Below are 14,150 nucleotides of genomic sequence, written 5' to 3'. Positions count from 1 at the left end.
TGGCACGCTTTGCAAATGCTTGCGCCCACCCTGCGACGAGAATGCTAAACTACGACGACTATTTTTTGACAGAGTTATTGTCCTATGCGCGTACTGGGCATTGAAACGTCCTGCGATGAAACCGGCGTGGCGATTTACGATACGTCACTAAGCGGCGGCCAAGGGCTGCTGGCCGATGCACTTTACAGCCAAATTGCCATGCACACCGACTATGGCGGCGTAGTGCCTGAATTGGCTTCAAGAGATCATACACGCAAGCTGCTGCCGCTCATTGAGCAGGTTTTGAGTGAGGCCAACCTGACGCGCCTCGACCTTGATGGTATCGCCTACACCGCTGGGCCTGGGCTGGTCGGCGCGCTCATGGTCGGCGCGAGCACTGCCCACGGAATGGCACGGGCCCTCGGCATTCCGGTGCTTGGCGTTCATCACATGGAAGGCCATTTATTGGCCCCCATGCTTGAAGACGAGGCACCTGATTTTCCGTTTGTCGCGCTGCTGGTCTCTGGGGGGCACACCCAGTTAGTAGAAGTAAATGGCCTGGGTGACTACCAACTACTCGGTGAATCAGTGGACGACGCCGCCGGGGAGGCCTTTGATAAAGCGGCCAAGATGCTGGGCCTGGCCTATCCCGGCGGTCCCCATGTCGCCGCGCTGGCCGAGCAAGGTAATACAGATCGTTTTCGCTTCCCCCGCCCGATGACCGACCGCCCAGGGTTGGATTTCAGCTTTTCTGGCTTAAAAACCCATACCCTCACCGCGATTCGACAGCTGGAAACAGCAGGCGAGCTGGATGAGCAAGCCCGCGCCGACGTCGCCCGCGCGTTCGAGGATGCCGTGGTAGATACGCTAGTTATTAAGTGTCGCCGGGCGCTGGATCAAACCGGACTTAAGCGGCTAATCGTAGCGGGCGGCGTAAGCGCCAATCATCGGTTGCGCGAGCGCCTAACCCTTGCCTGCGACAAGCGTCAGGCAAAGGCCTATTATCCCCGCGGACGCTTTTGCACCGATAACGGTGCGATGATTGCTTACGTGGGCGCACAGCGGCTGGCAGCGGGCGAACAAGACACGAGCGGCATCATGCAAGCGACGCCCCGCTGGCCGCTGGCCAACCTCGCACCGCCTGCCGCCTAGTCTGTTAAAAAGGCGGCTCTTCACCGCGCTTAAGGCGACCAATATTGAGGGCATGGCGGGCCAGCACCAACAGGCTGAACCCGCCTACCACCCATATATATGATGGTGCTAACCAGCCACATACCAGCGGGGCCGCCAGCGCACTCCAAAGCGAGGCTAGGGCTGCCGTTCTCAGCCGCCACGCGAGCAGCGCCCAGATCAGAGCGCTGATAAGCGCCACCTCAGGCACCAACACTAACAGCACGCCGAACGCACTGGCCACCGCCTTCCCGCCCCGAAACCCATGCCATAGCGGAAAGCTGTGACCCAATAGCACGGCCAGCCCAACCAGCCCCTGAAGCCATACGGGTAAGCCCAATAGCTTTACAGCGAGCACCGCTGGCATGCCTTTCAATGCATCCAGCAGCAGCGTTGCCGCCGCTAGGCGTGCGCCATACAAGCGCAGCACGTTGGAAAACCCGGGGTTGTGTGAGCCGTGCTGGCGGGGGTCGGGCACCCCCGCCAAGCGGCAGACGCTAAGTGCCGCTAACCAGCTACCACTGACATACCCCATCACTATCCATATCATGCCATTATGCTCATTTTGGCTACCCAACCGACTGTTGCTAAGCGTTTTGCTCACGTACAATCGCTCGCTCGTTGTATTGGGGAAGGCCCATGGACCGCATTTTCATCGAAGCGCTTGAGGTCGACACTGTTATAGGTGTCTACGACTGGGAGCGCACTATTCAGCAGTCACTGCGTTTAGACCTAACGCTGGCCACGGATATTCGCTCGGCGGCGGCCACAGACGAACTTCGCCTGACGCTAGACTACGCCGCCATTTGTCAGCGTATTCAGCAGTTTGCCGACACTCACCAGTTTGCTCTAGTAGAAACCTTCGCCGAGCGGCTTGCTACCTGTCTGCGCAATGACTTTCCCATCAGTTGGCTGCGCCTTATCGTGCGCAAGCCGGGCGCCGTGCCAAAGGCGGCCAGCGTTGGCCTTGAAATCACCCGGGGCACCCTAGAGGCAACTGGAGAGCCACTGCCATGAGCTTAGTAACCGTTAGCCTGGGCAGCAATATTGAGCCTGCCCGGCATATACGCTTATGCCTTGATGCGCTGGCCGACACCTTCGGCTCGCTTAAAATTTCCCGGGTGTTTGAGAGCGAACCCGTTGGCTTCAAAGACCGGCGTAATTTTTTCAACTTAGTGGTGGCCTTTCAGAGCGACTGGACACCCGGTGAACTTCAGGCCTGGGCCAAACAGCTGGAGGCCGAACATGGCAGAACGCCAGACATGGCAAAATACAGCGCACGCGCGCTGGATATTGACCTACTGACCGTAGGTGACATGTGCGGCAACGTTGACGGTATCGCTCTGCCACGCGCCGAAATTTCCCACAACGCTTTTGTTTTACAGCCGCTGGCCGAACTATTGCCGGCCAGCTGCCATCCGCACTGTCGCACACCCTACGCAACGCTTTGGGCGGAGTTCTCTCTGGGTAGTCAGCGCCTATGGGCCATTGACTTTGAATGGCGCGGTGTGTGGATATCCCAGGCAGACCCGCTGCCACGCCAAGCACTCGCCCGATAACTGGTCACTGTTTAGTTAAGCGTCTCTACGATGGCTTGGTAGCGGCGCTCTTTAAGTGCGGTACCTAGTGCGGCTCCCTGGTAGCCTTCTTCCATAAGCGCCTTGGGGCTTACCTGCTGCGCGGCCTGCCATGCCGCCTTCAAGACCCTAACATACGGCGGGGCCAACACCGCCACCAGCACCAATTGGTCGTTTACCTGGGCGGGCTTACGCCAAGCATCCAAGCGCTCCAGCCAGTGCGATACCGCTGATGCACTCAGCCCCTCCCCCAACAAATGACGGGTCAGTGCCACATGGCGCGCTAGCCGCGCCACCGCATTTGGCAAACGTAGCCGCTGGGCCAATGACTCACGCTGGGTCTCACTTAATGGCGAGACCAAAAGTCCATAGCGCCAATCAGCGCTGGATAACGCATCGCTATTCCCCCCAAGCGCCATGGCGTCGAGGCAGTCACTGAAGACACCGTCGACAAGCTCTGGCCACCAGGTGGAAAGCGCATCGCACTGGTCAAGCGTAATGAAATAGCTTGCCGGCTGCGCTTCGCCCAAGGCTTTTTCGGTTTCTAACCACACTCGCTCAGCAGCCAAATAGGCTAACTCGCCGCTGCGGCTGACATCGCCCATCAGCGCCAACGTTTCCGGGGCGATAGTAAAACCTAGCGTCTTGTAACGCGCCAGAAAGCGGGCCGTGCGTAATACTCGGAGTGGATCTTCGCTAAACGCTTGCGATACATGGCGCAGTTTGCGCTGTTCAATATCCTGCTGGCCGTTAAAAGGGTCAACCAGCGTACCGTCAGCCGCTTCCGCAATGGCGTTAATGGTCAGATCGCGGCGCAGCAGGTCCTCTTCTAGCGTCACATCGGCGCTGGCGACCACCTGAAAGCCAGCATAGCCATGCCCCGCTTTTCGCTCGGTACGCGCCAGGGCGTACTCCTCGGCGCTATCGGGATGGAGAAACACGGGAAAGTCACGCCCGACCGGCTTGAATCCTCGCTCAAGCATAGCATCGGGGGTAGCGCCCACGACCACCCAGTCGTTATCGTAAACCGGCCACCCCAAAAGCCGGTCGCGGACGGCGCCACCTACCCGGTAGACGTTGAGCCCGACAAGACGTGGGTCGTTACACGGTGATGTCATGACGCCACTCCTGCTGACGCGCGGCTGGGCACGCGAGTCCGCTCGCCGGTCGCCAGATTAAGTGCGGTCAGCTCGCCTCCCCAAGCACAACCGGTATCCAGGGCATCGACACGTACGCGGGCATCGGGTGTATCCCCCGCGAGGGCCGCCCAGTGGCCGAATAGCAGATGAGGGTCATCGTCACGCGGGAACTGGAACCAGGGCGCAAACCCCACGGGCGCGCTATCCAGGCCCTGATTGGCGGTAAAATCCAGACGTCCTTCGGCGTCGATAAAGCGCATGCGGGTTAGTACGTTGACCACGCAGCGTAGGCGCTCTAAACCGTCAAGCGTATTGTCCCAGCAGTCGGGATGATTACCATACAGCTGGCTCAAAAAGTGGCCCGAATGCTCCCCGGCTAATGCGACCTGCACCTCTCTCGCCAGCACTTCCACCTGATCAAGCCCCCACTGGGGCAGCAGCCCCGCATGGGTCATCAACTGATTGCCGTCTCTCACCGCCAACGGCTGGCCCTGCAGCCAGTCGAGCAGCCGTTCGCAATCGGGAGCCTCAAGCACCGCCTGCAGGCTGTCGTTTCTTTTGAGCTTACCCCCGCCCCGCGCGGCCACCAGCAAATGAAAATCGTGGTTACCCAATACGCAGCGAACGGCACTGCCCAGGCGTTCGACTTCGCGCAGGCAAGCGAGCGAATCAGGCCCGCGATTGACCAAATCGCCGACCAGCCAAAGCGTATCGCGCTTGGGGTCGAAACTGAGCTTCTCCAACAGTGCCACAAATTCGGCATGACAGCCGTGCAAATCACCGATCGCATAGATACTCATGCGGGGGCCTTATAAAAAAATACGTGTGGCTGATACTAGCATCTCAACGCCTGCCTGCGCCTGCCGTTAAACATTCCCGACAGGTCGTGACGTCGCAATATAACTGGTGCTAACGACCAACCTGAACCACTATAAAGACAGTGGGTAACGCGGTTTAATCATCGCTTAACCGCCAGAGTCACCTATCGTCTCATGCTACCGTTAAGGACAACGCTACCGACATGCCCATTGATCACACCCGACGCGAGCTAATGCGAGTCGCGGGCCTCGCTGGCATCGGCGCGCTGTTGCCTGGCGCAACGCTGATCCCTGCCAGCCAGGCCGCTGCCAACCGGGTTTCCCCACCATTGACTACTGTAAAGGTTGACGGCTGGCTGCTACGCGCCAGTGATCGCTAATGTATAGCGCTTTCGAGACCATCAGCGATGCGGTGGATGTCTGCATTATCGGTGGCGGCGCCGCCGGGATAGCCATGGCGGTTACTCTGGCCAAGCGGGGGCATCACATTCTGCTCTGCGAGGGAGGCGACGCCAGCTACAGCGAACGCTCCCAGGAAAACTACCGGGGGGACATTGTCGGCGATGCGTACCATCCACTGGAGACCACCCGGCTGCGTCACCTCGGCGGATCGACCAACCATTGGGGCGGCATCTGTCGCCCCCTGGATGATTATGACTTCACCGCCAAGCAAGCAGCCAGCGAGACAGGCTGGCCCATAAATCACGCCGTTCTCAGCCCTTATTTAAACGCTGCCATGCGCCTGCTTAGCCTGGAGCCTGTGCCGCCAGACCAACGAATTGAGGGGGCAGGACTCAAGCGCACCCATTTTTCACTTGGCCCTCCTACGCGCTTGAAGGAGAAATACGCCGCCACGCTCAGCGAGTCGACTAGCCTTGAATGCTGCCTGACGGCCAACTTGGTCGGGCTAGAAACGCAAGATGGCAAAGTGACTACCGCTACTTTCAAAAACTACCAAGGCGACTCTCGTCAAGTTCGCGCACGCTACTTTGTAGTCGCCTGTGGCGGCATCGAAAACTCACGCTTGCTGCTGTGGTGCAACCAACAGACACAAGGGCAACTGATTCCTCAAGCTGACTCACTGGGGCGCTACTGGATGGAACATCCCCACGCCACGGTGGGCAAGGCGCTGCTCTTTGAACCCGCCGCGCTGGGCTTAGACAAAGACCATACTGTTTTTCTCTCGCCCACGGCGCCTTCCATTAGCTCACGGAAAATACTTAACTGCGGCCTGCGGCTACACCGCATGAACACCGAGGTTACCCAACAGCTGATTGACGAACTCGCGGGCCAAGCACCGACGCTAGCGGGTAGAATGCGCACCTGGCAAGCCCAGGGGCGCGTGATGCATGGCGCCATGCTAAGGGCCGCCTGGGAGCAGGAACCGCGCCATGAAAACCGCATTGAGCTGAGCGATGAACTGGACGAGCTTGGCGTTCCACGCAGTCGGCTGGTATGGCGGCAGTCAGATCTGGATCGCCGCACTATTCGTGAAAGCCTGCAACTGTTGGGAGAGTATCTACGCGATCACGATGTGGGAAGGCTACAGATGGCTGAATGGCTAGCTGAGACGCCGGTGCAACTGCCCACCGAGGGCGAACTCGCCGGACGTCATCATATGGGCGGCACGCGGATGAGCCTTGAAGCCGAGGAAGGTATCGTTAACCCCGACTGTCGACTCTTTGCCCAGGAAAACGTTTACGTGGCGGGCTCCAGTGTTTTCGCGAGTGCTGGTCACGCCAACCCGACGTTAACACTGGTGCAATTGGCGCTGCGCCTCTGCGACCATTTAGAAAGCAAACTGACGAAGGGCGTCTAAGGCAACCGGCCTAGTGGAGCTGATGCGGTACTGCCAATCTGAACGGCGGGATCGCCACTTCAAAGACCCGCTGGGTCGACGTATCGAGCAAGGTATAAACCCCCTCCATGACACCTACCGGCGTTTGCAACATGGCACGACTGGTGTAGCGAAACTGCTGGCCTGGGCCGATCAACGGCTGTTGCCCCACCACACCCTTGCCGCGCACTTCCTGATACTCACCCCCGCCCTGAGTGATTTTCCAGTAGCGAGCCATCAGTTGAACGCTATGCGGGCTGTTATTGCGCACGTTGATGGTATAACTGAACACATAACGCGACTCTGCCTCGCTGGATTCCTCGGTGCGATACTCGGGTGTCACCGTGACGTCAATCGCAAGCTCGCTCACAGTGTTTTGCTCCCTTCATCTGCCGCCACACGGTTGGCAATCGTCACGAACTCGGCCACCGTCAGCGTTTGTGGACGACGCACCGGGTCAATGCCCAGATCTTGTAAAATCTCAGCACTGACTCGCCCTTTTAGGTTATTGCGCAGGGTTTTGCGTCGCTGACCAAAGGCTAGCTTAACCAGATCAAAAAGCAGCGCAGGGTCATCCGCGGTATGCGGCAATACTGCGTGGGGCGTGAGGCGCACGATGGCCGAATCCACATTAGGACGTGGTACAAAGGCCTCAGGCGGGACAATAAACAGCTGCTCAACTTGGCAGTAATACTGCGCCATCACCGATAAGCGCCCCCAGTCAGGGCCGCCTGGCTCGGCCGCCAACCGCTCCACGACTTCTTTTTGCAGCATAAAATGCATATCGGCGATGGCATCGCCCATGGTCAGCAAATGTACAATCAGCGGCGTTGAGATATTGTAGGGCAGATTGCCCACTACGCGTAGCGCAGGCCCCTCGCCCCTCAGCTTGGTAAAATCAAATTTAAGCGCGTCGCCTTCATGGATAACAAAATCGGGATAGTTAAAAAACTGCACGCGCAGGCCGGGAATCAAGTCACGGTCAAGCTCGACAACCTCCAGCGCACCGGCGGCTTCTAACAGCGGCTCGGTGAGCGCACCTTGGCCAGGGCCAATTTCAATCAGGCGGTCGCCTTCACGCGGGCCAATGGCACGCACGATGCGCGAAATAATCCCGAGGTCACGGAGAAAATTCTGACCAAAACGTTTGCGAGCGCGATGTTGCTGGGGCGCGTGAGACATCTAACACGATTCCTTGGGGGTCGGTCGTTGGGCAAAAGGCCTGAACTAATCCATCGTTGGCACGCGCAGGTTTAACGAAGCGAGGTGGTACGCTGATCGGCGAGCCGTCGCGCCAATGATAGGGCCACCTGTAGGCTGCCGGGATCGGCAACGCCTTTGCCCGCGAGGGTAAGCGCTGTGCCATGATCTACTGAGGTACGCACCAGGGGCAGGCCCAGCGTAATATTAGCGGCCTTGCCAAAGCCCGCGTATTTTAACACTGCCAAGCCTTGATCATGATACATGGCCAGTACGGCATCGACATTGGCTAAATGACGTGGCGTGAACAGCGTATCGGCAGGAAAAGGCCCCGTGATGGCCATGCCTTCCTGGCGCAGCGCGTCGAGGGCGGGAATAATGATATTCAGCTCTTCGCGCCCGAGGTGCCCGTCTTCACCGGCATGGGGATTCAAGCCACATACCGCAATACGCGGCGTCACCAACCCAAACTGATTGCGTAAATCGGTTTCCAGTAAACGGCTGATACGCACCACGCGCTCAAATGTGATGGCGTCAGCCACCTCGCGCAACGGCAAATGAGTGGTCACCAGGGCAACACGCAGGTCGCCGCTGCCCTGCCAGCCTGGGGCCTGCGCATGCAGGGCATTGTCGGTTGCCAGCATCATGACCACCTCGTCAACGCCGCAAGCATCGCGCAGCCACTCGGTATGTCCGGTAAACCCGGCGACGCCAGCCTCAATGATCACCCCTTTGTGCAGCGGCGCGGTGACCATGGCTGCCGCCTGCCCCGATCGGCAGGCATCCACCGCGAGCGCCAGGGTCTCGAGCACATAATGACTGTTCGCTGGGTTGAGCGTACCGGGCACCGCGGGTGCCTTCAGCGCAACCGGCCAGACCCGCAGCGTGGGCGCCTCCGGTTCCGACAGCACTTGCCCAGGCGTCGCTTCGACGATCGCTACCTTGAGCGATAGGGCCTCCGCGCGCTGACGCAGCATACGCGGGTCGCCAATCGCCACGATGCCACTCGGCAAAGCACCCCGCGCGGCCAGCATCAGCACAAGCTCGGGCCCGATACCAGCGGGCTCACCGGTGGTAATCACCACCGGTGGTGCATGGGCAGGTTTCATTAAAGGCGGATATCAACAAAGGCCTGCGAGCGGATTTGTTGCTCCCAGGTTTCCAGCTCTTCATTGGCGCGGCGCTGAAAAATGGCTTGACGCGCCTCCTCACGCTGGGCTTCTTGGTTCGCGCCCTGCCCACCCAATTGGCCCACCTGCGGGCCGATCATACGATCAACCTCGCTCTCGCTGACATTGACGCGACTGCTGACCTGGCGTTGCTGAACCTGTCGCATGAGCATTTCACGGCGCACGTTATCGCGTACGCTTTCCAGCGTCATACCGTCGGCTTCTACCGCATCGGCAAACTCCTCAAGGGTCATGTTATTCGACTCGGCAATCGAACGAACTTGCTGATTGAGTTCTGTGTCATCGATGCTGATATTGGCGTCACGGGCCATTTGCAGTTGAATTTCCTCAACGATCATGCGCTCCAACACCTGCGACTCGAGCTGGTCACGCGCGGGGAGCGACTCACCACGCGACTCTGACTGACGCTCAACCTGGGTCACACGGTCATCCAGCTCGCTGCGCATGATAACGCCGTCGTTGACCACGGCGACCACCCGGTCAAGTGTCTGGCGCTCGGCAGGCGCCGAAGTTTGGGCCTGAACACTTAACGGAACGGTCGCCGCCATGCCCAGGGCCAAGGCGCTTCCCAACGCAAGCATGTTGGCGCGGGCAAGCAAGGTCTTTCTCATCTTCATAACGTCGTCTCTGTCAGTCGCCATTCAAAAGGCTCATTTATAAAGGCGTCGGGCGGAAACCCGGAATAGATTGCTCAATGTATCCATCGGCGTTTTGGCCAACGCCGCCTAAACCGCGGAATACGAAGCGCAGGAAAATGCCGCGATCGTTAAAGTCATCGTCGATTCGCGCGCTGTCGTTGTCGTCGATCCATTCGCGCCACACCACCTGCAGACCATAACAGCAGTCACTCCACTGTACACCCGCCAGCTGTTCCAGCGCGCGCTCATTGGTTTGATCGTGAATGTAACGGCCAATCAGATCAATCTGCGGGCTGGCTTTCCACGCAAAGGAAAGGTCCCATTCTTCACGATTGTAGTTGCGAAAGCTGTCATCACTCGGCTCTACGCCAGGGTCAAAGTCTTGGATTTCCCAACGGTACCCAAGGTTCAATACGTGGCCTTCTGGATGACGATAGCGCACATCCACGGTGGAGCTTTCGGTACGATCAAGGTTGTCGTCATAAAGCCATTCGTAGCCGGTGCTCCAACGATCGTTAATCTGCCAATCGACCCGGGTAACCAACGGTGAACGATCACGGGTAGCTTGGTAATAACGCTCATCATTCGTGCGGGGCGGTAGCGTATCAGCATCACCTTCAATATCAATCCGGCGCTCGTCGAAGTAGACGCTTTGCCCAACGCCAACAGACAGCCGGTCACGGCCGGTTTCGTCTTCAAGCAGCCGCGACTCAATCCCCAGCGACAGCCGGTTCAAATCACCCACCCGATCAGCCCCGGAGAAGCGTTGAGCAGACCATAGCTGATTCCAGGAAAAAGGCTGCTCGCGGCTATCGAAGTCGGGCAGCTCGCTTTGATCAGTACGCGGCACATAGGCATAGTTCAAGCGCGGTTCCAAGGTTTGGCGGTATTCGTCTCCCCCCAGTTCCAGTTCGCGTTCAAACACTAAACCGCTATCCACCGAGGTCACCGCAATACTGCGGCTTGGCGATTCACTGTTCTCGGTCGTCCGGTTACCGTAATCCAGCTGGTAGTCGGTATGCCAAAGCTCCGTACGCGGTTCGATATACCCCCAGGGGCGATCAAATCGCCAGCCAAATGCCGGAGTTAAGTGCAACCGACTACCCGTGGCCGCCTCGCGTTCAATCACTTGTTGCTCGTCCACGTTGCGCCAGAAATAGGTCGCGTTGGAGCGCCACTGGCTATAAAACCCGCTGCCCAATTGCCAGTTGGCGTTGGCACTTAAGCTCGGCAGGCGATAGAACGGCTTATCGCGGTCATTGAGCGGGTCGTCTAAACGCTGAAACCCTTGCGCTCGGGCATCGAGCTGCCAACGCTCACCACGATAATCGACCTGGGCCAAGCGCTCCATATTGGTGCGGTCATTGCTGCCAAATTCGCCGCCAAAGTCATCGAAGTAGCGCCCGTCACTGGCGGCACCGTAACGTAGTTGATAGCGGCTACGCGGATTAATTCGCCCGGCATGCTGTGCTTCAACATACCAGCGGTGCTCACCTTCGTATCGCCCTTCTGAGCCGCCCGAACCGCCTTTATCGCTGTTTAAGTAGCCTGCCTCCAGCGTGCCTGCGCTTTCTTCAAACAGGTAGCGGAACTCGCCGTTCAGCAGCAGGCCATGGTCACTCATCCAGCGCGGCGTGATCGTCGCATCGCGGTTGGGCGCAATATTCCAGTAAAACGGCTGGGTATAGTCGACGCCGTCGCTCGAAAAACCTAGCGTGGGGGTTAGCAGCCCGGTATGGCGGCGGTCATCAATCGGGAAGCGCACCCAGGGAACGTAAAGAACGGGCACGTCTTTAATTTCCAGACGCGCATTGCGTGCAGTACCAAAGCCTTTGGCTTGGTCCAAGCGAATATCGCTACTGACGAGATTCCAGGTATTTTCCCCAGGGTCGCAGGTCGTAAAGCGGGCATCCTGAAGGCGGTATTGGTCTTTTTCCAGCTGCTCAAGCTGAAGAGCCTGACCACGCAGGTGCTGGTCATACAGTACAAAGTGACTGTTATCTAACCGAGTGCGGTCTTCATTGAGCATTAGCTCGGCGGTATCGCCACGCACTAATGCGGTGCCATCACGCAGCGCAATATTGCCCTCAGCGTTCACCCGCTCGCGATTAGCGGGCATGGAGGCCCGCTCCGCTTCCACTTCTTCGTTCGCTCGCCGCAGCACCACGTCGCCACGCAAAATAGTTTGGCCATCGGACGCGTAATCCGCTTCGCTAGCCTCTGCTGCGAGCGTTTCGGGGTTGTCTTGCTCTGCCAAGCGGTAGCCGGGCATTACGTAACGTCCACGGCAAAGCTGGGTGGCCGCTTCTTCCTTCCCCCAAGGCTTCCAGTCCAACGCCTCCGCCGAGAGCGGCTCGCTCTGTGCCACCGCGGAAAAGGAGGCGCTGGCCAGCAAACTCCCCATCAATGTTTGCGCCACTGGCACCGCGCGCGAAAATCGCTTGCCCATGTTCGTTATCCTTGGCATCGAGAATCGGTATTATACAGTCCGCATCATGCCCGACCAGCTAGGAGCTTGCATGTCTTCATCGCGGATTAACGCCCTTATTGCATGGGCCGCGCATCAAAACGGCCTTCCCGTAGACGCTATTTCTCTCGCCCCGGCCGGAGGCGACGCCAGTTTTCGACGCTATTTCCGGCTCTCGCTGCCCGATGACACCACCCAGGTGGTCATGGATGCCCCGCCCCAGCAGGAAGATAGCCAGCCTTTTGTGACCATCGCACGCCGCTGGCATTGCGCAGGACTACCGGTGCCCCAGGTGCATGCTGCTGACCTAGAGCAGGGTTTTTTACTACTGGACGACCTGGGTAGTACCCCATTGCAGCAATTATTTACCGATGATGCGCGTATCCGAGGCTATCACAATCAGGCGCTATCGCTGATTGCCGATTTACAAAATCGTGTTTCCCCAGAGACGCTGCCCGTTTACGACACCGCATTATTGGGCCGGGAACTTGATTTATTTCCCGAGTGGTGTCTGACCGCATGGCTCGGCCTGGCGGTGCCCGACAGCTGGATGGCACTGCGTTCTGAGCTAATTGACCAGGCGCTTGCTCAGCCCGTTGTCTGCGTGCACCGCGATTTTGATGCCATGAATTTAATGGTCCACGACCAACGACTTTTCATAATCGACTTCCAGGACGCCGTTGCAGGGCCGATCAGCTACGATGTTATTTCGCTGCTGCGGGGACGCTACCAGCGTTTTAGCGAAAAACAGTTTACGGCCTTCGTTGATGCGTTTCATAGCCAAGCCCAGCGCGATGGTCGTCTCTCGCAACGCTATGACGCTGCCACTTTCCTCCATCAGTGCCAGGCGATGGCCGCCCAACGTACCCTGAAGGTGCTAGGCATTTTCTGCCGCCTTACCCTGCGCGACCACAAAACGGGTTACCTTGCGCGCCTACCCCACTTTCTTGATCATCTGGACGATAGTCTGGCCGGAATACCGGGCCACGACGATTTTGTCCACTGGGCCCAAGATACGCTGCGCCCGGCGATTATCGCGCGCTTGAACGAGACAGACGTATGAAAGCAATGATTCTGGCCGCCGGCCTCGGTAAGCGGATGCGACCGCTGACCGACCACTGTCCAAAACCCTTGTTACCCGTCGCCGGAAAGCCGCTCATCGTGCATCATTTAGAAAGGCTTAAGCACGCCGGCATTGACCAAATCGTGATCAACGTAAGCTACCGAGCCGAACAGATCATAGCGGCATTAGGCAACGGCCACTCATACGGCGTGTCCATTCAGTGGAGCCGTGAAACCACTCCATTAGAAACCGGCGGCGGCATTCATCAAGCGTTGCCATTACTCGGTGAGGCCCCCTTTTTACTCATCAATGGCGATGTTTGGTGCGAGCACCTGCCCCATGCAGAGGCACTGGCGGAGAACGACCTTGCGCACTTGGTGCTAGTGGATAACCCTGAGCATCATCCCGACGGGGATTTTGCCTTGCGCGACGGGCGGGTGTATCAAGCCCCTGCCCCGCGCTTAACCTTCGCCGGGATCAGCCTGATACGTCCTGCGCTGGTAGCGGATCAACCCGCGGGCGCCTTTGCCCTGGCACCGCTGCTTAAACACGCCATCGACAGCCAGCGCGTCAGCGGCGAACATACCGCACAGCATTGGGTCGATGTTGGCACACCCGAGCGGCTCGCCGAGCTGGGCACTTATCTGCAACACCGGATAGGGACATGATGACAGCCGAATACCTGGAGACTGCCGTTGCTACCACGCCGCTAGTCGCGGTGTACGGCACCCTCAAGCGTGGTTTAAATAACGCCCACTGCCTGTCCAAGGCAGTCTGGCTTGGGGGCGACACCAGCACAGACTTGACCCTTTACGACATTGGGCCTTACCCCGGCGCAAAATGGCAACCCTCGCTGGGTATTTTGCTGGAAGTATATCGCGTGACGGCTACCCAGCTTGCCCAGCTTGATGCCCTGGAAGATCATCGCCAGACTGCCCCCCAACGGGGCGAGTACCAACGTCAACTGCTAGCCACTCGTTTCGGCACCGCCTGGGTATATATTTACAATCCAGGCGTTGACGGTTGTTTAATGATCGCTGAAGGCGGCTGGCCAACCTAATGAGGCAGTGCG

General features: G+C 58.5%; 16 protein-coding genes. 8 read left to right on the top strand and 8 right to left on the bottom strand.

The window, feature by feature from the left end:
• Positions 1-84: 84 nt before the first annotated feature.
• Positions 85-1,131 (top strand): tRNA (adenosine(37)-N6)-threonylcarbamoyltransferase complex transferase subunit TsaD, encoded by a 1,047-nt coding sequence (tsaD, locus tag GA0071314_RS04430; protein ID WP_074395497.1) that lies wholly within the window; start codon positions 85-87, stop codon positions 1,129-1,131.
• Positions 1,132-1,135: 4 nt separating this feature from the next.
• On the opposite strand, the gene plsY is transcribed toward tsaD, so the two are convergent.
• Positions 1,136-1,699, bottom strand: coding sequence for a glycerol-3-phosphate 1-O-acyltransferase PlsY (gene plsY / locus GA0071314_RS04425; RefSeq protein ID WP_074398427.1), 564 nt, complete (start codon positions 1,697-1,699; stop codon positions 1,136-1,138).
• 89 nt (positions 1,700-1,788) lie between these two features.
• Here plsY and folB point away from each other — a divergent pair, with 89 nt between their 5' ends.
• Both folB and folK read left to right on the top strand, forming a co-directional pair.
• A complete protein-coding gene (gene folB, locus GA0071314_RS04420; protein ID WP_074395496.1) occupies positions 1,789-2,166 on the top strand; it encodes a dihydroneopterin aldolase in 378 nt (125 codons plus the stop codon).
• Positions 2,163-2,708, top strand: coding sequence for a 2-amino-4-hydroxy-6-hydroxymethyldihydropteridine diphosphokinase (gene folK / locus GA0071314_RS04415; RefSeq protein WP_074395495.1), 546 nt, complete (start codon positions 2,163-2,165; stop codon positions 2,706-2,708). The genes folB and folK overlap by 4 nt, the downstream gene beginning before the upstream one ends.
• A gap of 11 nt (positions 2,709-2,719) precedes the next feature.
• On the opposite strand, the gene GA0071314_RS04410 is transcribed toward folK, so the two are convergent.
• Positions 2,720-3,844, bottom strand: a complete 1,125-nt coding sequence (locus GA0071314_RS04410; protein ID WP_074395494.1) for a polynucleotide adenylyltransferase — start codon at positions 3,842-3,844, stop codon at positions 2,720-2,722.
• Positions 3,841-4,665 (bottom strand): symmetrical bis(5'-nucleosyl)-tetraphosphatase, encoded by an 825-nt coding sequence (locus GA0071314_RS04405; RefSeq protein WP_074395493.1) that lies wholly within the window; start codon positions 4,663-4,665, stop codon positions 3,841-3,843. The genes GA0071314_RS04410 and GA0071314_RS04405 overlap by 4 nt, the downstream gene beginning before the upstream one ends.
• A 221-nt stretch (positions 4,666-4,886) precedes the next feature.
• Between GA0071314_RS04405 and GA0071314_RS19615 the strand changes: the two genes are divergently transcribed.
• Both GA0071314_RS19615 and GA0071314_RS04400 read left to right on the top strand, forming a co-directional pair.
• Complete coding sequence (locus GA0071314_RS19615; protein ID WP_172822086.1) at positions 4,887-5,063, top strand: hypothetical protein; 177 nt, start codon at positions 4,887-4,889, stop codon at positions 5,061-5,063.
• Positions 5,063-6,502, top strand: coding sequence for an FAD-dependent oxidoreductase (locus GA0071314_RS04400; protein WP_074395492.1), 1,440 nt, complete (start codon positions 5,063-5,065; stop codon positions 6,500-6,502). Before GA0071314_RS19615 ends, GA0071314_RS04400 begins: the two co-directional genes overlap by 1 nt.
• Positions 6,503-6,512: 10 nt before the next feature.
• On the opposite strand, the gene apaG is transcribed toward GA0071314_RS04400, so the two are convergent.
• The 5 genes from apaG to GA0071314_RS04375 form a co-directional block, all read right to left on the bottom strand.
• Positions 6,513-6,890 (bottom strand): Co2+/Mg2+ efflux protein ApaG, encoded by a 378-nt coding sequence (gene apaG, locus GA0071314_RS04395; protein ID WP_074395491.1) that lies wholly within the window; start codon positions 6,888-6,890, stop codon positions 6,513-6,515.
• Complete coding sequence (gene rsmA / locus GA0071314_RS04390; RefSeq protein WP_074395490.1) at positions 6,887-7,702, bottom strand: 16S rRNA (adenine(1518)-N(6)/adenine(1519)-N(6))-dimethyltransferase RsmA; 816 nt, start codon at positions 7,700-7,702, stop codon at positions 6,887-6,889. The genes apaG and rsmA overlap by 4 nt, the downstream gene beginning before the upstream one ends.
• 71 nt (positions 7,703-7,773) lie before the next feature.
• Positions 7,774-8,829: a 4-hydroxythreonine-4-phosphate dehydrogenase PdxA gene (pdxA, locus tag GA0071314_RS04385; RefSeq protein WP_074395489.1), complete on the bottom strand. Its 1,056-nt coding sequence runs from the start codon at positions 8,827-8,829 to the stop codon at positions 7,774-7,776.
• On the bottom strand, positions 8,829-9,551 hold the full coding sequence (locus GA0071314_RS04380) for a SurA N-terminal domain-containing protein (RefSeq protein ID WP_441316754.1): 723 nt from the start codon (positions 9,549-9,551) through the stop codon (positions 8,829-8,831). Before GA0071314_RS04380 ends, pdxA begins: the two co-directional genes overlap by 1 nt.
• A gap of 13 nt (positions 9,552-9,564) precedes the next feature.
• The gene (locus GA0071314_RS04375; RefSeq protein ID WP_074395488.1) at positions 9,565-11,997 is read right to left on the bottom strand and encodes an LPS-assembly protein LptD; all 2,433 of its coding nucleotides are present in this window, start codon (positions 11,995-11,997) and stop codon (positions 9,565-9,567) included.
• A 70-nt stretch (positions 11,998-12,067) separates the two neighbouring features.
• Between GA0071314_RS04375 and GA0071314_RS04370 the strand changes: the two genes are divergently transcribed.
• Genes GA0071314_RS04370 through GA0071314_RS04360 form a run of 3 tightly spaced genes read left to right on the top strand, consistent with a single transcriptional unit; the run spans position 12,068 to position 14,138 of the window.
• Positions 12,068-13,078: an aminoglycoside phosphotransferase family protein gene (locus GA0071314_RS04370; protein WP_074395487.1), complete on the top strand. Its 1,011-nt coding sequence runs from the start codon at positions 12,068-12,070 to the stop codon at positions 13,076-13,078.
• Positions 13,075-13,746 (top strand): N-acetylmuramate alpha-1-phosphate uridylyltransferase MurU, encoded by a 672-nt coding sequence (gene murU / locus GA0071314_RS04365; protein ID WP_074395486.1) that lies wholly within the window; start codon positions 13,075-13,077, stop codon positions 13,744-13,746. Before GA0071314_RS04370 ends, murU begins: the two co-directional genes overlap by 4 nt.
• Positions 13,743-14,138, top strand: coding sequence for a gamma-glutamylcyclotransferase family protein (locus GA0071314_RS04360; RefSeq protein ID WP_331710472.1), 396 nt, complete (start codon positions 13,743-13,745; stop codon positions 14,136-14,138). The genes murU and GA0071314_RS04360 overlap by 4 nt, the downstream gene beginning before the upstream one ends.
• Positions 14,139-14,150 lie beyond the last annotated feature (12 nt).

This window comes from Halomonas sp. HL-93, assembly GCF_900086985.1.
GTDB lineage: Bacteria > Pseudomonadota > Gammaproteobacteria > Pseudomonadales > Halomonadaceae > Vreelandella.
Note: the sequence above shows the minus strand (reverse complement) of the source record. Positions and strands in the feature narration are given on the sequence as shown.